This window comes from Streptomyces sp. AP-93, from assembly GCF_022808175.1.
Taxonomy (GTDB): domain Bacteria; phylum Actinomycetota; class Actinomycetes; order Streptomycetales; family Streptomycetaceae; genus Streptomyces.
Map to the genome: position 1 here is coordinate 199,359 of NZ_JALGBX010000002.1, position 20,307 is coordinate 219,665.

At 67.6% G+C, this 20,307-nt stretch carries 18 protein-coding genes and 1 pseudogene; 8 read left to right on the plus strand and 11 right to left on the minus strand.

Annotated elements, in window-relative coordinates:
- Positions 1-173 precede the first annotated feature (173 nt).
- The 3 genes from MTF69_RS04060 to MTF69_RS04070 all read right to left on the minus strand — a co-directional run bounded on the left by MTF69_RS04060 (position 174) and on the right by MTF69_RS04070 (position 5,619).
- Positions 174-3,563 carry a hypothetical protein gene (locus MTF69_RS04060; protein WP_243330747.1) on the minus strand — a complete coding sequence of 1,130 codons (3,390 nt, stop codon included), beginning with the start codon at positions 3,561-3,563 and terminating at the stop codon, positions 174-176.
- Positions 3,560-4,300 (minus strand): hypothetical protein, encoded by a 741-nt coding sequence (locus MTF69_RS04065; RefSeq protein WP_243330749.1) that lies wholly within the window; start codon positions 4,298-4,300, stop codon positions 3,560-3,562. The genes MTF69_RS04060 and MTF69_RS04065 overlap by 4 nt, the downstream gene beginning before the upstream one ends.
- An 809-nt stretch (positions 4,301-5,109) precedes the next feature.
- On the minus strand, positions 5,110-5,619 hold the full coding sequence (locus MTF69_RS04070) for an HIT family protein (protein ID WP_308401366.1): 510 nt from the start codon (positions 5,617-5,619) through the stop codon (positions 5,110-5,112).
- Positions 5,620-6,425: 806 nt separating this feature from the next.
- On the opposite strand from MTF69_RS04070, the gene MTF69_RS04075 reads away from it, so the two are divergent.
- The 6 genes from MTF69_RS04075 to MTF69_RS04100 are packed head-to-tail and all read left to right on the plus strand — an operon-like array spanning position 6,426 to position 10,556.
- Positions 6,426-6,827 (plus strand): WXG100 family type VII secretion target, encoded by a 402-nt coding sequence (locus MTF69_RS04075; RefSeq protein ID WP_243330753.1) that lies wholly within the window; start codon positions 6,426-6,428, stop codon positions 6,825-6,827.
- 19 nt (positions 6,828-6,846) lie between these two features.
- Entirely contained in the window at positions 6,847-7,152 is a 306-nt protein-coding gene (locus tag MTF69_RS04080) for a WXG100 family type VII secretion target (protein ID WP_243330754.1), read from the plus strand.
- A complete protein-coding gene (locus MTF69_RS04085; protein ID WP_243330756.1) occupies positions 7,152-8,942 on the plus strand; it encodes an RNase A-like domain-containing protein in 1,791 nt (596 codons plus the stop codon). The genes MTF69_RS04080 and MTF69_RS04085 overlap by 1 nt, the downstream gene beginning before the upstream one ends.
- 27 nt (positions 8,943-8,969) lie before the next feature.
- Positions 8,970-9,527, plus strand: a complete 558-nt coding sequence (locus tag MTF69_RS04090) for a hypothetical protein (protein WP_243330758.1) — start codon at positions 8,970-8,972, stop codon at positions 9,525-9,527.
- Between the two features lie 59 nt (positions 9,528-9,586).
- A complete protein-coding gene (locus MTF69_RS04095) occupies positions 9,587-9,886 on the plus strand; it encodes an RNase A-like domain-containing protein (RefSeq protein ID WP_243330762.1) in 300 nt (99 codons plus the stop codon).
- Positions 9,887-9,899: 13 nt separating this feature from the next.
- The gene (locus tag MTF69_RS04100; protein WP_243330763.1) at positions 9,900-10,556 is read left to right on the plus strand and encodes a contact-dependent growth inhibition system immunity protein; all 657 of its coding nucleotides are present in this window, start codon (positions 9,900-9,902) and stop codon (positions 10,554-10,556) included.
- Positions 10,557-10,934: 378 nt separating this feature from the next.
- On the opposite strand, the gene MTF69_RS04105 is transcribed toward MTF69_RS04100, so the two are convergent.
- Both MTF69_RS04105 and MTF69_RS04110 read right to left on the minus strand, forming a co-directional pair.
- Positions 10,935-11,123, minus strand: a complete 189-nt coding sequence (locus MTF69_RS04105; RefSeq protein WP_243330765.1) for a DUF6381 family protein — start codon at positions 11,121-11,123, stop codon at positions 10,935-10,937.
- 260 nt (positions 11,124-11,383) lie between these two features.
- A pseudogene (locus MTF69_RS04110) lies at positions 11,384-11,739 on the minus strand (PRC-barrel domain-containing protein).
- A gap of 579 nt (positions 11,740-12,318) precedes the next feature.
- On the opposite strand from MTF69_RS04110, the gene MTF69_RS04115 reads away from it, so the two are divergent.
- Positions 12,319-12,612, plus strand: a complete 294-nt coding sequence (locus MTF69_RS04115; RefSeq protein WP_243330766.1) for a hypothetical protein — start codon at positions 12,319-12,321, stop codon at positions 12,610-12,612.
- A 74-nt stretch (positions 12,613-12,686) separates the two neighbouring features.
- On the opposite strand, the gene MTF69_RS04120 is transcribed toward MTF69_RS04115, so the two are convergent.
- The 4 genes from MTF69_RS04120 to MTF69_RS04135 all read right to left on the minus strand — a co-directional run bounded on the left by MTF69_RS04120 (position 12,687) and on the right by MTF69_RS04135 (position 16,267).
- A complete protein-coding gene (locus tag MTF69_RS04120) occupies positions 12,687-13,703 on the minus strand; it encodes a hypothetical protein (protein ID WP_243330767.1) in 1,017 nt (338 codons plus the stop codon).
- Positions 13,704-14,367: 664 nt separating this feature from the next.
- Positions 14,368-15,183, minus strand: coding sequence for an alpha/beta fold hydrolase (locus tag MTF69_RS04125; RefSeq protein WP_243330768.1), 816 nt, complete (start codon positions 15,181-15,183; stop codon positions 14,368-14,370).
- A 461-nt stretch (positions 15,184-15,644) separates the two neighbouring features.
- Complete coding sequence (locus tag MTF69_RS04130) at positions 15,645-16,013, minus strand: hypothetical protein (protein ID WP_243330769.1); 369 nt, start codon at positions 16,011-16,013, stop codon at positions 15,645-15,647.
- On the minus strand, positions 16,010-16,267 hold the full coding sequence (locus tag MTF69_RS04135) for a hypothetical protein (RefSeq protein WP_243330770.1): 258 nt from the start codon (positions 16,265-16,267) through the stop codon (positions 16,010-16,012). Before MTF69_RS04135 ends, MTF69_RS04130 begins: the two co-directional genes overlap by 4 nt.
- A gap of 277 nt (positions 16,268-16,544) precedes the next feature.
- On the opposite strand from MTF69_RS04135, the gene MTF69_RS04140 reads away from it, so the two are divergent.
- Positions 16,545-18,527: a HEAT repeat domain-containing protein gene (locus MTF69_RS04140; protein WP_243330771.1), complete on the plus strand. Its 1,983-nt coding sequence runs from the start codon at positions 16,545-16,547 to the stop codon at positions 18,525-18,527.
- A 258-nt stretch (positions 18,528-18,785) separates the two neighbouring features.
- Here MTF69_RS04140 and MTF69_RS04145 read toward each other — a convergent pair whose 3' ends face one another.
- Positions 18,786-19,310, minus strand: coding sequence for a hypothetical protein (locus MTF69_RS04145; RefSeq protein WP_243330772.1), 525 nt, complete (start codon positions 19,308-19,310; stop codon positions 18,786-18,788).
- Between the two features lie 73 nt (positions 19,311-19,383).
- Positions 19,384-20,124: a helix-turn-helix domain-containing protein gene (locus MTF69_RS04150; RefSeq protein ID WP_243330774.1), complete on the minus strand. Its 741-nt coding sequence runs from the start codon at positions 20,122-20,124 to the stop codon at positions 19,384-19,386.
- Between the last annotated feature and the right edge of the window lie 183 nt (positions 20,125-20,307).

Genomic DNA, 20,307 nt, shown 5'->3' on the forward strand with positions numbered 1-20,307 from the left:
CCGGTGAGAAGGCTGGACAGGAGCCAGGTTGCGATCGCGCGGGCCACCCCGGAGCACGCACCTCCGACCACCGCCACGGGAACGGCGACTTCACTGGCGCGCAGGCGGCGCGCGACCTGCCCGTCGCAGTGAGACGAGCCCCTGGTGGCAATCGAGGGCGTCTCTGTCGAGCACTACAGCGGAATGCCCTTGTTGCGCTCCAAGAGTCGGTTCAACTTTGGCTCGAACTCATCGGCGACGCGCATGAATTCATGGTTGTCCTTGCAGAACCGTCGACCTGCCGCGACGACTGCAAGGATCCGACGGAGAGTGTCGTCGACTTGGCCCACGGACAGCGACACCTCACACGCCTCTACCCACTCGGTACCCCGTCGCGCGATCACTGAGAAGGAGTGTGGAGAGGCGCCGCCACGGAGCCGTGTGACATCCTCCAGCACACTTATGGCCTCAAACGCACGGTCACGCAGGCTGCCGTCGGCAGGGCTCTGCGCGGACCGGCGCAGTCGTATCGCGCTCCACGCGGTGAGGACGAAATGATCGGACGCTCCTCCTTCACATCCCTGGGCGGTTTCCAGATGGTTCTCGGCTATGCCGAGATCACCCCGTTCGAGCTCGTACTCGCCTCGCTGCAACCAATAGTGGAAGTTGTCCTGCAGCAATTCGTGCACAGTGCTGTAGATATCCCGGACCTGTGTGGGCTTGAGCCGGAGTGACACCATGAGGGAGTGGTTAAGTAGCCGGATCAGGATCCTGCGGTAGGGGTCGTCGTTGTCGCGGATGTCGGCCCCGTACTGCGCGTAGAACCTCAGCAGGTACTCGACGACACTGGCCAGCTGAATCGGGTTCTTCTTGAGGACCGTCTCGACCACGGTGTCCGCGATGGTGCGCTGACGGCACCGTACGGTCCCGTCGGGGGCAAGGGTGAGAAACCGCCTGTCCACGAGCCGGTTGATCGCCCGGTTCAGTGATGGTTTGGGGGCGCCCCGCCCGGAGACTATCTGAAGCAGGTCCTCCTGCTCGATGCCACGTTTCTTGAAGACGATGGCGGATTCGAAGACGCAGACGGTCGCGTAGACCGAGACTTGCTCGGGATCCAGTTCGTGGTACTCACTGGCGACCTTCTCTTCGAAGCGCTTACCCGTGACCACCTGGATCATGGCTACGAGCAGACTGCGGTCGCACAGCTCCCGCAGTTTGTCGATCTTCTCGGGCCGCAGTCTCTGCCGCTTGAGTATCCCCGGCAGTCCGTGCGCGTGCAGCACGTCGACGATGTGCCCCAGGTCCTCGTCCTTCAAGGGCTCGTCCGCCGACACCCGCCGGGACTGGAAGGTGACGTCCAGTTCGTCGGAGCGGGTCGTACGGATCGCCGCGACAACCAGCGCTCTGCCACCGTTACTGAGCTCCCTGAGTAGTGAGGCACCCAGGCGTCCGAAGATGTCGACATCGTCCACGAAAATCGCGTCCGCCGACATCGTGAGGGCCTGGGCCTTCAGGTTCGCCAGTGGATCGGTTGCCTCCCGGTCGATCCAGGCCACGGTTCGCCCTGCCTGATGGAGCTCGTATGCATACTGCATGAGGGCTGTGGTCTTGCCGGAGCCGGCCCGGCCCTCCACCAGGACGACCCTGTGCCTTCCGTCCTCTGCTGGCTGCGCACTGACACGGATGCGGTCGGCGATCGAGAGCTTCACGGCAAAGCCGTCCTTGACGTCACCCCACGTCGGGTCCTGGCCCTTAAGGAACTCCACACTGCCCGCCGGCGCGTTGTCTACGAGGGACGAGACAAGTTTAATTCCGGAGCCCCGTCGTGCACCGACCCGAATATCCGCCAGTCGTCTCTTGCCCTGCTGGAGTATCTCCAGTCCCGGCCGCAGTTGCTGCAGGGCAAACTCGTGCGGGGGGACCTGAATGTATGTCAGACCGGCCTGTCGTATCCGAGCGCGGTCCGCGTCAGCACCCGGTCCTGTGATGAGGAAACGGGGAAAGTGCTCCGCCTCGGTCTGCGGCTGAGTCAGGGCGAGAGCGTTCCACAGCGACCGGCTGCTGGGGGTGGCGGCCATGAAGACCGTGGGATGGGTCAATAGTTCCGCTTTCAGCCTGCGAAACCACAGAGCGCGTGGCGTGAGGTCGTCATCCGCGGGAATGGTGAAGTTGAGGGCTTCGGGCGCAGTGGGGTTGCCGTGCATGGCCACCGCCTCGACCGTAGCGTTGCCAGCTGCGGGTTTCCGCACCAAGGCGTTGACGAATATGTTGGTCTCTGCGGTCTGCAGGTCGGTTTCGATGACCGACGAGAAGATGTCGGTCGCCGTGAAGTCGTAGATGCGCCACCAAGGGGCCTGCAGGATACGACGTGCGGCCGTCGTGGACTCCTGATCCGCGCCGCGCAGTTCGGCGACGTGTTGGTCAACCGTTCGCGAGCCCAATTCGGCGAGAGCGGTGCTCCAGATCTCGGAAATGGTGGGCGCTGGATCGGGCACAACACCGTACACAGCCTGTGTCAGCTGCCGGGTGAGCGTGTCGGTGTCGATGGGGCCGCCGCTCTCGCCGTGGATGCCCGAGACGGCTACCAGGATCATTCGCCCCGTGCCGATCTGCTGGTAGAACTCCTCCACCGCGGTCTGCTCGTCATATGTCTCCTGTGTGGTCTGGCGCGCCATCGCGATGCGGTTTCGAGCGTGCCTGATGCTCGGCAGGGGGACCGGCTGCTCAGCGGGGGGTGCCGCGAGGTCACGGACCCTCGGCACCCCAGCAGCCGCAATCTCCACGCGCAGAAGCCTGTGCTGGCGCGTCGTACCGTGAGAAGTGACCAGCCACCGCGCAGCCGAACCGGACCGGGCGGACTCCCCGTCGGGAGCGATCAGCACAGTTTTCGGCAGCACAGGTGTGAGTGACGCCGGGACGACGGCGGAGTGCCCCGCAACCACGAACGTGAGGTCGTTCGCGCCGGCCCACTGGAGGTACTCTCCACCGACCGCGCTGTCCAGTTGTCCCAAGGTGCAGGTGGCCAGTTCGGCGGTGCCGTCGGGTACCCCCATGCGGAAGACGGTATTCGCGACAACGATGCCGAGGGTGCTCGGGCTCGTTCCGAGCCTCACGGATCCCTCGCCTGGCAGAACGCCCGATCGCCACTGCGAAAAGTTCGCGTGCCGTTCGGACCACGCGACGAAGCCACCCAACGAGACATCACGAACGGCCTCTACGATGTCTTCCTCATCACCCCGCCACAGCCCTCGCTCGGTGTCACCCCAATAGCGGGTGAGCGCTTTGGTGAGCATGCCGTGGCCGGGTCCAAGCTGGCGGATGTCGTGCCGTCCCGGCACGGTCACCACCGGAGGTAAAACGTCTGCGCCGGCCTCCAGGCACTCCAACATCACCGTGTCGATGAATTCATCAGTCTCGGAAGACGTCACGTGTCGTGGCTCGTCGGCGCAGGAGCCCAACACGAAGATGCCGTCTATTCGATCGCCTTTGGCGTGCACGGATCGCACGGCCTCAAGCGCGGATTCGCGTTGTACAAGCGGCGTGAAGCACAAGAGATGGAAGACCGCACCCATGTCGGTGGTCATTCCCCTTCCATTGCAATTGCTTGGATGGCCGACTTGGGTATCACCAGCTCGGTTTCCTTGTCCGTCCTGCCACCACATTCCTTGGAGGCGACCGTGATGCTCACGAATGGAGTGCCGAGCGAGGCCTTGTCGATCCGGCCACTGATTCGCTCGCCCTTATTGGCACACAACGCCCGGACACTCTGCGCGTACGCAGGCGAGACGACAACCGATCCGGAGGCTTTCTCCTCCTTCGGACCTCCGATGGCCGCGAGCCCGATCGTAAACACGCTGACGGCCAACGCTCCCATGACCACCCAGTTCGCATGCTTCTGTCGCTTGTCGACCTGAGCGGCTTCGTCGTCAGCCCTCTTCAGCACGGCGTTGAGCAGGTCCAGGCGATCGCGCGCATGGCTCGGCCCGGCCAGGGCCCCGACCGGCTGCGCCACTGCACGCAGATAGAGGACGGCAGCGAGCAACCACATGGCCACCGCTCCGACACCTGCCAACTGAGTACTCAACGGCCGGTTAGCGAGCTGGGTGAAAGTCAGCGCCGCCACGATGCCGCCCGCGAACAACGTGACAGTGGACTGGGCTGCCTGCGCCCTGGCTCGCGCTCCGCTGCCTGATCGGACGCGCTCGGCGTAGTACGCCTCGCTGACTGGCCCCAACACGGCGTCCAGCACCCGTTCGCGCTCATCAGCCACGTTGCTTTCGGAAAATGATTGCGTTGTCATCAAGCCCCCCATCGCGCTCATCGGATGAGCATCCTAGAGGGCGAAGAGTCCGTTGTTTAGCGATCTCTTGAGATTCAGGCGGCACCCCTGGAAACGGCGAGGGGCATACGCCCACTGCATACGCCCCTCACGAAGAGACCAGAGGAACTAGTGGCAAGTAGCCCGACACCCAGGGAAGGACCGAGACGTCGTCTGGGGGCCGCCTCCCCACAATGGTGCGCCCGACCTTCAAACCGGACGCCAAGCCCGGCATAGCTGAGGTGCTGTTCGAGATCGACGAGGCGTACGGGTTCCACACGTCGATGGAGTTCATCATGGCCGCTTACTGCTCAGGAGCGGTGGTGCGCTGCCAGGCCGATGCGATCGGTCGCAATTGTCCCCAAGAAGCCACGGACTGCGAAGCCCCAAACAACCTCTCGTCCTCGCTGCCCCCGAGCGCGTGCCCCATCCGTGCCCTTCAGGGCGGTAAACAGGGGTCACCAAGGGCGTAGACGGAACCTCGTGACAGGCTCCACCAAGGGGTGTATCCGCAGGTCAGAAGTCATATCGGCAGCCCGATCGGCGTTGCTTCCCAAGCTTATAGCGCGGGTTCGATTCCCGTCATCCGCTCTTGCAAGAAGGCCCAGGTCAGCGACCTGGGCCTTCTTCGTTGTCTAGACCTCTCACCCTTGCAGCGCCTCGCGCGCCTGGACTCGCAAGACCCCCGACCGGAAGCCCCTTCCCGCACCACACGCGTCCCCGGCCGACCTGCATCGCGGGACGCGCTTTCGGTGATCTGCGCCATGTGCGGCTCCACACTGGGTTGGTAATTGGCCTTCCCGAAACAGCGGTTACCCCTCCTTGGCGGTCCCTCTGGCGATGAGCGCCTCGCGCAGGCGTGCGGCCGTCTCGGCCGCCTGGTCCGGCGGAAGTGGCAGGACACCGTTCTCCGTCATCAGAGCGTGGAACTGCTGCTCCGAGTACGGGATGCCGGCCGGCAGGGGGGCCACGTGCCAGTGCAGATGCGCATTGCCCTGCTGGCTGCCGAGCGAGTAGAGGTACGTCCGCTCCGGCTCGTAGACGGCCTCGACGGCAAGGGCGATCTCCCGGACGAAAAGCATGAGCCGGGTGTAAGCCTCCTTGCCCAGGTCGCGCACGGCGTGCTCGACGTGCGCCTTCGGTGCAACGAGAACCTTGCCTGGCACAGTGGGCCACCTGTCCAGGAACGCTACGTGATCGGCATCCTCCAATACCGTCTCGTGCGAGTAGCCCGGGTTCCCGGCGAGGAAGGCACAGACGAAGCACGGACCGCTCCGTGTGCGCTCCACGTACGCCGCAAGATCCATCGGCCGTCGGTCCATCGACACCGAGTGCCCCTCTCTGTAGGGGGCACCAGTCTCCCGCAGCCCTGCGACGCGCACCGGATTCACCGCGGCCTCGCCGACTTCAGGTGGCGGTGAGGCTGCGATCACGAGTAGCAAGCCCGACAGGGATTCAGTCCTGCCAGCCCGGCCTCGTACAGGGAAATCCGCTGGGGGTTTCCGGGCAGGCACTTCCGGTACGGTTTCGCGGGGTTGTCGCGGTGGTAGGCGGTGCCCCGTTTCCCCGGGCCGCTGGGCGCCCTCCACCAGGGGGAGACGATGACGGCGGTATCAAGCCTCGCAAGAGCACGATCGGTGTCCGCGAGCTCGGTGAGCAGCTCACGCCGGCGTGCGGTGATCCGCTCGCGTGCTTGCTCGATGCTTTCCATGTGGCCCTGCCCTTCCCTCGACGTCCTCAACGAGGACCGGAGCCGGCAGTGATGGCAGCCTGGCGCAAGGCGTGGGCCACGCTGACTCGGTGGCCGTGCCACAACGTGCCAGTAGCGGTGGTAAGTAGCGGTCAACAGGAGGTCTTCGGCGATCTGCCAGACGACGCTCCGCATGGACGATATCCCAGGTCAGCGGCCATAAAGGCATGCAAGTGCCGGGTGATTCCCAAGCTTATAGCGCGGGTTCGATTCCCGTCATCCGCTCTTCCAAGAAGGCCCAGGTCAGCGACCTGGGCCTTCTTCGTTGTCCCGGACCTCCACGACTCCTGCCATCGGTCGACATAGAACCCGCCCGTTAAAGTGAACACCTGTACGTGGAGACAGTCTTACGAATGGCGCGACGGGTGGGGGTTCAGGATGCAGAACGCCGATCTGGGCGTCTCGGAGGACGGCCTCACCGGGCTGGCGAACGACCTCGACGAGATGCAGCGTTATCTGGAGCAGCAGATCCGCAGCATGGACGGGGTCGTCGACAAGATCGCCGCAGGCTGGCAGGGGCCTACTGCCACCGCGTACCGCTCCTTGCACCGTGGCGTCGCCGAGGACGCCGTGCGCATCCGCAAGGTGGTGGTCCTCCTCGAAGCGGCCATGCGCGCCTCGCGCGACGGCTTCACCGAGCAGGAGCTCGAGGTCCTGGCCTCGTTCCGGCGGTCGCAGGAGGGAGAGGACGTGTCCGCCGCGGCCCGTTCGCTCACCGTGCCCGAACCGGCGCCCGCGCCGGACGCCGGCCGGCCGACGAGCCGACTTCTGGACATCTGAACCACGGGGGATCAGCACCATGCCGGACGAAGACCGGATCACCGTCGACTTCGCGACCCTGCAACGCCTTTCGGGAGACCTGGAGGAGATCCTCCGCGTCCTCAACGACAAGCTCGACACGCTGTACGGGCGGGCCACCAAAGCCGTCCTGGGCTGGGACGGCGAGGCGCGGGAGGCCTTCATCGACGAGCTGGACCGGTGGAGCCGCTCCGCCGACGACCTGAAGGCCGCCCAGGCCTGGCTCCACGAGGTCGTGTTCAAGGGGCACCTCAACTACGCCGCGGCCAACAGGTCCGTACTCGAAGGCTGGGGAAGCGGCGCCTGATGGCCGGCCCCTCGCCCTCACCCACGCCGTCCCCCGCCCCGTCGCCGGGCGGGAGCGGCTCCATCGACGTCAAGCCGAGCGACCTCTGGTCGGTCTCCGGACGGGTCGCCTCGCAGCAGGACCTCCTGGTGCGCGGTGCCAACAAACTGCTGGACGAGCTGGGCCAGTACCCCGACGCCGGAGGCGCCGGCACCGAGGCCCAGAGGTTCGCCCAGGCGTACAAGAAGATCGGCGACCGCTGGCTGGAGGTCTGGGGCCGTTCCGTGCTCAGCGTCGGCGGCGTCGCCGTCGGGTTCACCGAGACGGCCAACGCGTACACCAAGGCGGACGCGGCAGCCCATCCCCAGCCGGGGAAGACCGCCGAACAACGCCCGCGGCCCACGGTCATAGACAGGGCCCCGAACTTCGACCCGCTGCCCGACATCAAATGGGGTGACGACGACGGCGGCGACGACATCCTGCGCGGCCTGATGGAAGCCATACCCGAAGTCGTCCGGGACCTCCTCCAGCCGCTGTGCAAGCACGTGTTCCGCGCCGGCAGGGTGGCGGACGTCCACCCCTTCCCACAGCAGCACTACCTCAACTCCCTGTGCCACAGCTGGATGGACGTCTCCGTCACGGCGACGGTGGTGGCGGACCAGCTCACCCAGGCCGTCGGCACCATCACCAACCACCAGCAGGCCGACTGGGAAGCCGCCATGCGGACCTTCTGCAGCGCCCTGTGGGGCGGCACGTCATGGGGACAGTCGCGGCACGGCTACCAGTGGGCGCACACCACCGACTCCGGCCCCCGCACGCCCCGCTTCCCCACGAACAGCCAGCCCGTGCTGTCCGTGCTGAAGGACACGGCCGACAATATGGCCACCATCCTGCGCGAGTACGCGGAAGCCGCCGTCGACCTTAACCGCGACGTCAATGACGAGCTCGAGCGCGCCATGCTGAAGGCCGCCAAGGAGATCGCCGAAGACCTGACCAAGCCCAAGAACCCCAAGGACATCCTCGGCACCGTCACCTCCACCCTCGGCAAGGGGGTGGGCCTGATCCTCTCGTTCGACGTCAAGACCGTACTGAACATCGATACGGCCAAGCTGAACCGGATCGTCGACACGTACACCGGCATCCTCGGGGGCCTGACCACCCGCATGGAGGCGCTGAAAGCGCCGCTGGACGAGGCGTACCTGAGCGCCCCCAAGTTCGAGGCCGGCGTCGCCCGTGCGCACGGCTTCGGCATGCGGTCCCTGGAAGAGTTCAAGGACTCGCAGATCTGGCTGAAGATCGACTCGAACGGGAACTACGACCTGAACCTCGGCGCCAACGAGTACTCGGCGGACGGCCACTCGCTGGACAAGCACGTCGGCAAGACGGACGAGCAGCTGGCGCAGCGACTGCGCGACCAGCAGGACCAGAACGCCCGCACAACACCGACCTGGCCACACGGCAGGCCGGGGATCGGCAGCTCCTCCTCCTTCCCTGACCACCGGCGGGCGGAGGATCTGACCGAGTACAACCTCAACCAGAACAAGGCTCGTATCGAGGCGTGGATCAAGGGTCCGCCGCCGCCGACCGACGGCGACGTCAAGCCGTTCTACGCAACGGCGCCCAACGGTGAAACCAGCGGACGCAGTGTGAGCAAGCAGCCCGTGGATCCGAACGATCCGCTGTCCGGGTACAAGCAGGGCGGCCTGAACGCCACGGGAGTCGACGTGAACGGTATCGACACCCGCATCCGGTACGACAGCAGTCGCACCCCGCCGTTCACCGTCATGACGTCGATGCCCTACAAGCCGTAGCACTCCGCAGGGAAAGGCCGCCACCACATGCCCGTCGACCAGCGATCCTGGGAAGCCGCGGTCCGCCATCTCTTCGAAGACGCGAACCCCTACGACGCCACGGGCCCACGCCGCCACGAGGACTGGGTCCTCGATGTCATCGCGCTGATGGACGGGGTCCCCGACCCGCGGGGCTGGGCCGCTCTCGACGATGCGGCGCAAGGCCGGTACGAGCGGTCCCCCTCGTACCACTTCCCAGCCCACCCCCCGGAGTTCATCGCACCGCGTCTCCGGGAGATCGACCGGGCCAGTGCCGAGAACCTGCTCCTGGCCCTCACCGACGACGGCTGCACCCTGTCCAGCCTCAAGCGCTTCACGGAGAGCGAAGAAGAACTGCGGGCCATGGCACGCACGATCCTCGCGCGGTACGGGGACACCGCGACGTATCACACCAACGTCAACAGGCCCGGACGCGTCCCCGGCACCCTCGACTTCACGACGCGGAACTGGGGCTACAGCCCGTTGAGCGTCTACTCCGAGGACTACGGCCTGATCGTCGTCGCGGACACCGAAGTGGGCATGTTCTGGAACTTCGCCGACTACTGATCCGGCTGCCGATCCCTACGCGCGCAGCACCTGACCAGGCGATTTGAGAGGATGCCCCTGTGCTCACCCGTTCCGCCTCCTATCCCGACCGCGAGACCGCCCAGTGGGCCACCCAGCAGGTGGTGACCGCCAACGAGCAGGCCATCCACCGCTGGCTCGCCCAGAACACCCGGGCCCGCCTCACCGTCGAGGCCGCCTGGCCCTCCCGCGAGGAGCCCGTGGGCAGGGTCCAGCTGGAAGCCGACCTGCTGGCCGGGCACGGGCCCGTCGACGTCCGGGCGGCCCGCGTCGTGCTGCGCCGCGAACCGTCGAGCCCGCACGGCTTCGTCGTCCGCACGACCGTCCCGTTCTACCTGTAGGGGCCGCACGCACATGTCAATGAAGCCTCTCGAACACGACCGCCGGTACGGCGAGCTGGAGCAGGTGATGCGCGCCTACCTGGGGCAGCCCGCCGACGACACCCCGGAGCGGCGCAGCCGCGCACTGGAGGCGTACCTCCGGCACACCTGGCACACCCGCCCCTCGGCCATCGCGGAGGCGGAGCGCCAGCTGCGCGAGTACAGCCGCAACCCTCCGGGCCGGATCCGGCAGGGCCTGGGCGAGTTCTACGCGATCCCGGACACCGGGATGCCCCAGTCGGAGATCGGCGACTGGCTGATGGTGCTGGCCGACCACCTGAAGCAGAGCATCGAGGAAGGCTACGTGCCGGAACCGTCGTCCCCGCAGACGCACTGGGAGTGGCACGCGCGCTTCCCGGAGACCGCGCAACTGCTCGGGGGCTGGTTCTCGCAGGACATCGTCGACGAGTTCCCCGATCACGACGCCGCCGTCGCCGACTACGCCGACACCACCCACCCCCAAGTGGTCGCGCGGCTCGTGGGCGAACTCCACGAGCTGCTCGCCCTCCCCTTGGACGAGGGGGACTACGCACTGGCAGCGGCCGAACTCGGCATGGAGGTGGGCCCGCCCGAGCCGTTCTCCCACGGCGCCTGGTTCCAGTCACTGGCGACGACGCTGTCCGGCATCTGATCCAGCCCTGGCGGCTGGCCCCGCCGCTCCCTCTGGGCGTGTTGCCGCCGTCCGGTGGGCCGCTTCGGGGTTGTGGACGGGCGTCCGCACTCGTGCCCCAACCGTGCCCTTCAGAGCGGACAGCAGCGGTCGACACAGGCATGCTCGGGCCCCCGCAACAGCTCCGCCAGTGGCACCGCGGCGAGGCGGTCGCGGCCGAGGACCTGCGCCTGCCCCTGCGCCAGTACCGATCCTTCTTCGACTGCCTGCTCAGCACCTGACCACCGGCCCGGACCTGCGACTAATCCCCGGCACTTGGGCCACAAAACACCGGCCGATGTCTCCCTCGCGCACAGAGGATCGCGCGGGCAGCCACCGGCCGGTAGATGTGCTGGGTGGTCACATGGGGTCGATGCCCTCGCTGCCCCGCTCGCTCTCCTTCTTGCTCTGCTCCTCGATCCGGCGGGCCTTCTCCTTCAGCCGCTGACGCTCCGCCGGGTCGGTGGCACGCTCCGCGGCCTGCTCGATCTTCTTGACCTGGTCACGCATCTGCTGGGCACGGCTGCCGGACTCGCCTGCAACGCTCATGATCACTCCTGAGATCTGGGGGGGGAGCGGATGCCACCAGCGAAACAGCGTCCCCGCTCCCGCGCATCCCGAACGGTCACCCACCGCTATCCCCGCAGCACAGGCCAGGTGCAGAAGGTCACCCGGCCGCCGGAGCGCACCCTTCTCAGCGGAGTCGGCGGCGTCCGGAACGCCGCCGGTGCATGCCCAGCACCATCGCCACGATAACCAGGATCAAGAAAACCTTCACGACGTGGACACCTCCTCGGGCGAGTGGGGGCTCAGCGGCGGGCGAGCTTCCGCTCCCCGCCCGCACCGGGCCGGTGGGTGAGGCCGTAGTGCTGGAAGATGGCTGCCTCTTCCTCGGCGGGCAGGACGTCGTCCGTGCCGATCGAAGGGCTCTTCTTCACCAGCGCCTTGTCGTAGTCGACCTGACGTAGCCCGGCCCGACGATCGCGCCGTCCAGTGGAACGAAGACCAGCCGGTGCCGGGTGGGCAGCCCCACCAGCACGGTGGCCATGGCCGGCTCGTCGGTGCTGGTGTCCACGTAGATGGCCTCCAGCGCGCCAATCCTGTGCCCGCCCACGTCGACCACGTCGTGGGTACGCCACTCGCGAATGTCCGCTGCCTGGATCAACCGCAGGTCTCTTGGCACGATCACAGCCCGGCCGGTGCACTTCTTGGCCTGCCCCCGCCTGACCGAGGAAACCAGTTCGGCACACCCCCACCAGTCACACCGGTTCTGTGAGTCTGCTCCGATGAGACTCTCGCCGGACGAACGACCCGGGTGAGGCAGCCCTGTACGCACGTGGGGGTTGCTTGGGCATCTGCAGCGTGGCCCGCTTGCTCGCGCAACACCGGCGTGCGCCACCGCCGGAGGACCGGACTTGCAGGGGGCGTAAGTCGCCCAGGGAGCTCCCGGGCCATGTGTCCGGCGAGGGCGTGCCCCATCCGTGCCCTTCAGAGGGGTAAACAGCGGTCATCACGGGTTCGGAGTGACCGCAGTAGCGACCCACTGCGCAGGGGAAAAGCACAGGTCAGACGGACTATCGCTGTGCCGGCGTCGTAGATTCCCAAGCTTATAGCGCGGGTTCGATTCCCGTCATCCGCTCTTGCAAGAAGGCCCAGGTCAGCGACCTGGGCCTTCTTCGTTGTCTGGACCTCTCCCGGCCCGCATGCCATTCGCGTGCCATAACTGCCCTGATGGTGCTCCAGATTGCTCGCCGAGTCGCTGCTGGCTGGCCGGAGCCGACCGGGCGGACCGGGCCCCTCCGACTGGTACCTCCCGCCGTCCTACGGCGCCGCCGAGACCGGGTCGGCGATTGCCCCGCACCGTGCCAGCCGCACCGCCACCCCGGCACTCCTGGCTTCCCAGCGGGCCGACGGCGGCTGGCCCCGTATCCCGGACGAGCCCTACTCCAGCCCGACGGCCACCGGCCTGGCCCTCACCGCCCTCACCGCCAGCGGACTCGGCCCGCAGGACACCGCCGTCGCACACGGGCTGCGCTGATCCGCGCTGGTCAGCAGCCTGTACACCACCGTCCGGGCGAGGGCTACTCAGGGAGCGGCCGGTGCACGACCGCCCTAGCTCGCGAGCGCCTTGAACAGGCCGCGGATCTCGTCCTCGTCCGCGATCACCGGCAGGGTGTCGAAGTAGAGCTCCCACTCGCCCTTCGGGCCCATGCGCTCGACGATCCCGAAGGGGATGTCGGTGCCCTTGGGGTCGGTGCCGTTGGGGTCGGTGCCGTTGGGGTCGGTCATCGTGCCATGCCACTCGATGTAGGTGGTGGTGCGGCCGAAGGCGACCTGGCCCGCCTTGAACTCGACGTCAGTGTTCTCGAACAGCCGCTGCAGGTAGGCGGTCTTGCCCTCCTGGGTGGTCAGCGACCGGTCCAGGCCGGGCCCGGCCAGCTTGGCGTTGCCGGTACGGGCGGCCAGCGCGGCAGCGTCCCCGCTGTTCCAGGCGGCGAGGCGGGCGGGGATTTCCTGGGCGTGGAACCGGTCGGGGGCCGCTCCGCGCGGGCCGGGGCCGGCCGGGTCGGCGATGCCGGCGAAGAGGGGGCGGGGCCGCTGAGACTCGGGCAAGACCTGGAACAGCTCGTAGCGGTCGTAGTAGCGGCGGGCCTGGATGGTCTTGCCGTCATCGCCGAGGACGTTGCGGGCGATCTGCGGGTAGCTGACCTTGTGGCCCTTGAGGGTGACCGTGTTCTGCTGGCCGAACATCATCACGGCGCCGTCGGCGACCACGTTCGTGCCGCGGTAGCGGAGGTCCGGCACAAGGCGGAGTGAGTTGCCGATCGAGGCGCCGATCACTTCGTGGCCGCGCTGGGGCTTGCCGCCGGCCTCCCAGAGGCTGGCCTCCTCGTCGAAGATGTCCAGGTAGGTCTGGAGGCTGGGGGCCTCGCCGAAGACGATCTGCCGCTTCATGAAGGCGCAGGCGTTCGGGGTGATCCGCCCTTCGAGCCGGTCTACCTTCTCGCGGACCTCGGCGCACTCGCCGCCCTCGGCGGTGGCGGTGGCCGGCGCGGCACCGATGGTGAGGCCTGCGAGGAGAGTGGCCGCCGCGAACACTCCGGTGCGCGTGTACCGCCGCATGTTCATGTCGTTCCCCGTTCGTGATCACTTGATCGCTTCGATGGATCAAGCTTCTTCGAGGGCGCCAGAGAAAACGATTACGTCAGGGGTAATGACGGGCAGTTGACAGTCCGGATGACGACCGACCACGGATGACAGGCGACCCGCACAGCTTCTGGTGGAGGCCGAGGCCGGCCAGGCCTTCTGGCTGCGCGGACTCGGCGACCAAGAAGGCTGGGACCCCATGGCCCGGTCGACGAGCCCATGCGGCTGACCGGTTGCGGAAGCAATCCGGGGGCGACAGCCGCCGACCCGCGGCGCCGACTCGTAGGCATTCCGGGCGACTCAGCGCGCTCGTGGCCACCATCATGGGGGCGTGCCCCAACCGTGCCCTTAGGAGCGGTCAACAGCGGTCAGAACCGGAGCGGGCAGAGGCTCCGGAAGACGCTCGACAGGAAGGCCCAGGTCAACGACCTGGGCCTTCCTGGTTGTCTAGACCTTTCCGGCCTTGCCGTGCCCTCCGCCGGCCCCCGACTCTCGGGAATGCCCTGGCCGAAGACCTTCTGGTGCACCACTCGCACCGCGTCGGCGAAGCGCCGTCTCACATCGCGGAACGCGGTTCATGAGACCCACTTCACCCACTTGTGTGGCTGCATGGATTCGCGCCCCCAGCATGGCGGTTGGCCCGACATCAAGCTCCGCCGGTGAACGTGGTCAGCGCGTCGACATACTCGCGCGGGTGCGTGATGTGGGGAATGTGCCCCGCCCCCTCGATCGTCTGCCGCTTCGCCTGGGGCATGGCCGTGGCCAGCCGGTCGAGCACCGTCGAGAAGACGACCGGACTCTCGGACCCGCCGCTCAGCAGCACCGGCATGGTGCAGGCGACGAGTGCGTCGAGGTCCAGCGCCGCCCAGCCGGGGTCCGTCTGTTCGTCCAGCCACGTGGGGGCGTGGTTGACGAACGTCCGGCGGAATTCCTCCGGTAGCTGGTCCCACATGCCGGGGCCCAGCGCGACCTCCTCCACGAACAGCCGCGCGCCCTGCTCGTTCTCACCCTTGCGCAGGTGGTCCATGGCGGCGTCGACGGAGAGCATCGTCGGCTGAAGCTCCGCCATGGAGGCGGGGTCGTCCGCCACGACGGCGATGAGCGGCGGCTCGTGCAGCGTGAGGCTGCGGAACAGCTCGGGGCGACGTGCGGCCAGCGCGAGCACGATCGACGCGCCGAACGAATTGCCGGCGGCGTGCACGGGGGCGAGCCCGAGCTCCTCGATCAGCGCGGCGAGATCGTCCTCGTCCTGGCGCCGCGTGCCCTGGCCCGGCACGGATTCACTGCCGCCATGGCCGCGGCGGTCATAGACGACCACGGTGAACGAGGCTCGCATGTCGGCCTCGATGGCGGGCTTCCAGCTGGTGTGGTCGTTCCACGACCCGTGGACGCATACGAGCGGGTCACCCTCGCCGACGAGCTCGTAGTAGAGATCGACACCGTTGGCTCGTACCTGTGACATGCCATCGCTCCTGAGGGAGAGGAAGGGCGACGGGTTTCCAGTGATCACCCGCCAAACGCTCCCCACCACTGCCACCCGGCATCACGTCGACTGCCACGCCGTCATTGCGCCCGGTCGAAGCCCTGCTTGGCGGAAGGGCGAGCACATCGCCGCGGCGCAGGCCTACCGCCAGAACTCCATGCGGAATGTCAGAGCAGGTGCGGTGGCGGTACGACCAGGACCACGGCGAGGAGGCGTGGCCTCATCCGGGGAGCGCCTGGGTCTCGAACCATCCGCCCGAGGGGAGCATGTGGCGGCGAGCCGTACCGGGGGTGGGTTCGCCGAGTTCGGACGGGTCGATGCCGAAGGTTGGCGAGTTCAATGATCTGGTCGGCGACGGCCTTCACCTCGTCGCGGACGGTCTTCGGGTAGCCGGCCTCGTCCTCGGCGTGGGGCGTACTCCCACACCCAACAGTCGTCGGTCACCGGGCGGCCCCGCCAGCCGTACGGATGCCTGCCTCGGCGGCGGCGGTGTTGCGGATGCGGCTGATCTCGGCAGCGATGTCCCGGGCCTCGCCGAGGTCGGTGACTTCGCCTGCACGGGCCTCGAGCGCGCGGAGCCGGGCGGCGACCTCCGGGTGCCGGGCGATGGCCACCTCGACGGCCCATGCCTGGGTGAAGGTACGGAGAGGAACGGCGGATACCTCGGCGCGGGCGCGGGCGGTGCCGGCCGCGCGGTCGCGGTCGAAGTCGGCAATCAAGTGCGGGGCGACCTGAGCGAGGGCGGCGCGAATTGCCTCGGGCTGGGTGGGGGGCTGCGGGATGGCGGACGGCTGGGGCGCGGTGCTCATGCGGCTCCGGTCCTCTTCTCCTGGTCCAGTTCGCCCGCCCGGTACGCGTTGGCGAGGGTGGTGACGTGCTGGCGGGACCAGCCGACGCGGCGGCCTACCGCGGCCTTCTGCCCATAGCGGTCGGCGGAGCCGATACGGCCCGCCGTGCGGTTGAGGTGTGCCTGCGCCCGCACGAGGGCCTGCTCGGCTCTACGGACGGCCTTGAGGGCCTCGTCCAGGTCGGTCTTCTCGGCGTCGTTCAGGGGGTCGCTCATAGCTCGCACGGCCCGAGCATAAACCGTCGTCGGCATTTGACGCTATGGCGCCACTCGGCAGAGCGATCGCGGCCCGAACAGGTGCCGGAGGTGCTGATGGGCAAGGGTCGCTGGGCCGCAGCCCGCCAAAACCACGGTCGGTTCGATTCCCGTCATCCGGTCTTGCAAGAAGGGAAGGCCCAGGTCAGCGACCTGGGCCTTCTTCGTTGTCTGGACCTCTCTGGGCCTGCATGGACGACCTGAGCATCGTGGTTGGCCGGGCCGGTAGGGTCGCGGCATGTGGGTGGGCGTGGATGCGGTCAACTGGGGTGGGCTACAACACAACTACGGTTCTGCCGAGGGTGTTCCGGACCTGCTTCGCCGGTGCGCCGGTCCGGATGCGGGCGATGCCGACGAAGCGGCATCCGAGTTGCTCAACCTGCTGTTCCACCAGGGCGGCTGGGTCTGCTCCGCCGCCTCGGCCGCACTCCCCTTCGTACTGCGCCTGGCTGCGACACCACAGGTATCGAGCCGCTGCGCGATGCTGGAACTTGTGGGGATGCTGGCAGCGGAAGCCGGGCGGGTCGAAGTCCGGTTCCTTGATCCGGACTGGGCACCGGCATGGGAACGGGCCCTGCCCGAACTGTTGCGGCTGTTGAACGACCCCGAGCCGGAAATCCGGCGAGCCGCAGCCGACGTGGTCGGGGCCTGCGACAGCCCTGGCGAACTGGTTCTGCCTGCGCTGCTGCGGTCCTGGGAGGCGGAGGGAGATCCGTCGAGCCGCCTTGAGCTGATTCTCGCCTTGGGTCAGGCTGCTTTGCGTGCACCGGCCGGCGTGCGCGACGCAGGGGTCTTCGACCTGCTCCATGAGCTGCTCGACGCTCCACAAGCCCAGATCCGCCTGGCGGCCGTGCACGCGCTCGCCCCACGCGATCCGGGCCTGGCCACACGACGGCTGGACCTCGTGCTCGAAGCGGTCCGGGACCCGAGCGTCGAGCTGTGGCGCCACACCAGCGCGATAGCAACCGGAGTGCAGGGTGTCCAGCGCTGGACTGCAGGACTGATCACCGGGCCCGGCCCCACCTTCACGCTCGGCCTGCTGGCAGACCATCACGACGACGAGCAGCGGATCGGCGCCCTGGCCCAGGCGGGCGGACTGCTGTCCCGGTGGCGCTCACCGGCCGCTGAACTCGTTCCACGTCTCGTCGCACGGCTGAACGATCCCGCCCCCGAGGCCCGCTTCCGGGCTGCCGAGCTGCTGGCCTGCCTCGGCCCGGCAGCCGCCGCCCACGCCGACGATCTCGCCACACTGGTGTCCGACACCGGAGCCCGCACCACACGGAGACGGGAGACCGTCGGCGAGGCCGCCTTGTGGGCTCTGGCCCGGATGAACGATCCGCGCTGCCTGCCCGGCCTGGCCGAGCTGATCGTCGGCACACGATCCGGCTTTGCGTCGAATTCCGCCCACTACCCCTCGACCGACTGGCACCATTCCCACCTCCCCTCGCTCCCCGAGGCTCTGACTGACCTCTCGGACTACGCCGAGCTGCTCCTTCCGGCGATCTGCGACCGGCTCGATACGGCCACCGACAGCCTTCTCCTCAACCGGCTCTGCGAAGTACTGGCCGGATGGGGCGCCGTGGCCGAGGCGGCGGTTCCACGGCTGCTCATGCTGCTGGAGGACGACCGGACCTGGACCGCGGCGGCAACGGCCCTGGCAGGAATCGGAACGGCGGGGAACGAAGCGCGGGACCTGCTCCTGATCCGAACGCGCGGCAACGGATCGCATCGGGAACGTGCGGCGTGGGCGTACTGGAAGGTCTGCGGCGAACCCGGACCAGCCCAGGAACTGCTCGGCCGCAGCGTCGCCGAGCGAAGCTTCCGGCATCCGGACCTGCGCAGGCTCGCCAGTCTCGGAGCGCATGCCGCACCCCATGCGGCCCTACTCAGGGCGACGACCGTCGATGCCGACCCCTGGACCCGCGTCGAGGCCGCGCACGCCCTCTGGGCTGCCACCGGCGATACCGTCAACACCGTCCCCGTTCTGGCGGCGGTCGTGCGAGATCTGGCCGAGGGGACCTACCTGCCCGTCATGCTTCCCGCAGTGCGGTACCTGGCCCGGATCGGGCACGCGGCCCGACCCGCCGCACACCTCCTGCGCGACGTGCCCGCCCGTGACCAGCGACTGCGCTCCAACGGTGGCTGGCGAGGGTTCGTCCAAGACGAGAACATGCGCAAGGCCGTCGAGGAGCTGCTCAGCACGTCTGGTCCATCCACATGAGGTGAACGCCACACCGCAGCACTGCGTGCCACAACGGGCCACAACGTGCCAGTAAGGGCGGTAGAGAGCGGTCAACAATGGCCCTGACGAGGCGGCCAGAACGGGGCCACCTGTGGACGTTTCCCCAGGTCAAAGGCCATGCCGACATCCAAGTATCGAGTGATTCCCAAGCTTATAGCGCGGGTTCGATTCCCGTCATCCGCTCCACAGCAAAGCCCCAGGTCAACGACCTGGGGCTTTCGCGTTGCCTAGACCTATTCAGGAGAGCAAGAACGCCAGATCGCGGTAGTGGCGCTCCGGTGAAGCGGTCTTGATGCTCACCGCTGCAGCCTTCGCCACGATCGCACCCAACAGGCTGGGGCGTCGGATCCGACCGGTCCGCGACCTCAGTTGCACGCTCAGAGCCTCGGTTCTCTGCGCAGCCTGCCGGCCGCCCGGCACCTCCAGAGTGCGGCCGGGCGGCGTCGTTGTGAGGTCTGCACGGGGGCCGAGGTTGTCAGGCACCAGCAGATCCACCACCAACCGCTGCGGCTCCACACCGCGCTGATGGCGGTGCAACAGATGGCCCTGCGGCGACCTGCCGGCAGGGGAGAATCCGAGCCGTTCCAGCACCGCAACCAAACGACGCAAGCTCTGCTGGTCCGACTGCACGTCAGCCAGGACATCCAGGTCGGCGCTCGCCGCCGGTGGGGTCCGACCGTGCTCCAGGCCATGCAGGAGCACCATCTGCCCACCGATCAGCGACCAGGCATCCGGCACCTGCTCCGCAAGGTCGAACAGCACGCCCCACAATTCCACCAGCGGCCGGTGAACAGGTCCGACTCCAGTCGTACGTCGGGCAAATCAGCCGCCATGATCACACCTTCCGAGGCTGCGCGTAGCGAGTCAGCAGAGAATCAAGCAACCCAGCTGCGGCAGCGTCGGCTCGGCTCTCATGGAGGTCCAGCAAGTCGGCCGCCACTACTGAGGCAGGGACGTCGTGACCCTGCCCGGGTGTGTCAGACCTTGAGGTCAGGAACGACCACATCTCCGCCGGGGGAATTCGGACCGCGACATTGCCCCGCCCTTCATCACGGACCATGCCGAACTCGGCTTCCAGTCTGTCGACCCTGTCGGGATGTACGTAGATCTCCGCGCGGCCGAGAGCGATGTAGTCCGCCCCCACCTGCGCCGCGGCGCTCACTCCTCCCCTCACCACATCCTGAGCGGCGAGCAGAACCGGCAGTACGCCTGAATGAACACGGTACGAGCGAACCTCGGCGCGGGCGGCAAGAAGCTCCTGGAGCAGGGCCGGAGACAGTTGCCCGTGGGCAAGGAGGTTCCGCAACCGCGTCCTCACCCGGGACTTCTCCGCATCAGACAGGCTCACCGGCTGATGGCCGTCCAGCACCGCCAGAACGCCCCATGCATTGCGGGCCGACAGCGGTCTCCGCGAACGAGGGCCCCGGTCCTTGCGATCCCGGACGCTGTCCCCGGCAACCAGCCAACGACCACCGACTCGCTGCCCTTGCAGCTTCCCGTCATGCAGCAACTGACGGACACGGGAATCATCCACCCCGAGCATGGCCGCAGCCTCTTTCACCGACAGCAATTCCATGACCATCTCCTTGCGCCTCCCCTCACGGAACCAGGAGGGAACACGCAAGCAGTCTCCTACCCAGATCACCTTGCGCCTTGCCTCACGCTCTCGGGAGGAAAGGCGCAACCGGGGAGACAGGGACGCGCCTCACGACCCAGACCAACGGACGCGTGCCCTATCCGTGCCCTTCGGAGCGGCGAA

Coding starts and splice junctions, on each gene's coding strand:
- MTF69_RS04150 (WP_243330774.1), bottom strand. CDS start 20,124: ATGGAATTGCTGTCGGTGAAAGAGGCTGCGGCCATGCTCGGGGTGGAT.
- MTF69_RS04060 (WP_243330747.1), bottom strand. CDS start 3,563: ATGACCACCGACATGGGTGCGGTCTTCCATCTCTTGTGCTTCACGCCG.
- MTF69_RS04090 (WP_243330758.1), top strand. CDS start 8,970: ATGCCCGTCGACCAGCGATCCTGGGAAGCCGCGGTCCGCCATCTCTTC.
- MTF69_RS04105 (WP_243330765.1), bottom strand. CDS start 11,123: ATGAGCGTTGCAGGCGAGTCCGGCAGCCGTGCCCAGCAGATGCGTGAC.
- MTF69_RS04065 (WP_243330749.1), bottom strand. CDS start 4,300: ATGAGCGCGATGGGGGGCTTGATGACAACGCAATCATTTTCCGAAAGC.
- MTF69_RS04075 (WP_243330753.1), top strand. CDS start 6,426: ATGCAGAACGCCGATCTGGGCGTCTCGGAGGACGGCCTCACCGGGCTG.
- MTF69_RS04070 (WP_308401366.1), bottom strand. CDS start 5,619: ATGGACCGACGGCCGATGGATCTTGCGGCGTACGTGGAGCGCACACGG.
- MTF69_RS04100 (WP_243330763.1), top strand. CDS start 9,900: ATGTCAATGAAGCCTCTCGAACACGACCGCCGGTACGGCGAGCTGGAG.
- MTF69_RS04085 (WP_243330756.1), top strand. CDS start 7,152: ATGGCCGGCCCCTCGCCCTCACCCACGCCGTCCCCCGCCCCGTCGCCG.
- MTF69_RS04125 (WP_243330768.1), bottom strand. CDS start 15,183: ATGTCACAGGTACGAGCCAACGGTGTCGATCTCTACTACGAGCTCGTC.
- MTF69_RS04130 (WP_243330769.1), bottom strand. CDS start 16,013: ATGAGCACCGCGCCCCAGCCGTCCGCCATCCCGCAGCCCCCCACCCAG.
- MTF69_RS04080 (WP_243330754.1), top strand. CDS start 6,847: ATGCCGGACGAAGACCGGATCACCGTCGACTTCGCGACCCTGCAACGC.
- MTF69_RS04140 (WP_243330771.1), top strand. CDS start 16,545: ATGTGGGTGGGCGTGGATGCGGTCAACTGGGGTGGGCTACAACACAAC.
- MTF69_RS04135 (WP_243330770.1), bottom strand. CDS start 16,267: ATGAGCGACCCCCTGAACGACGCCGAGAAGACCGACCTGGACGAGGCC.
- MTF69_RS04120 (WP_243330767.1), bottom strand. CDS start 13,703: ATGAACATGCGGCGGTACACGCGCACCGGAGTGTTCGCGGCGGCCACT.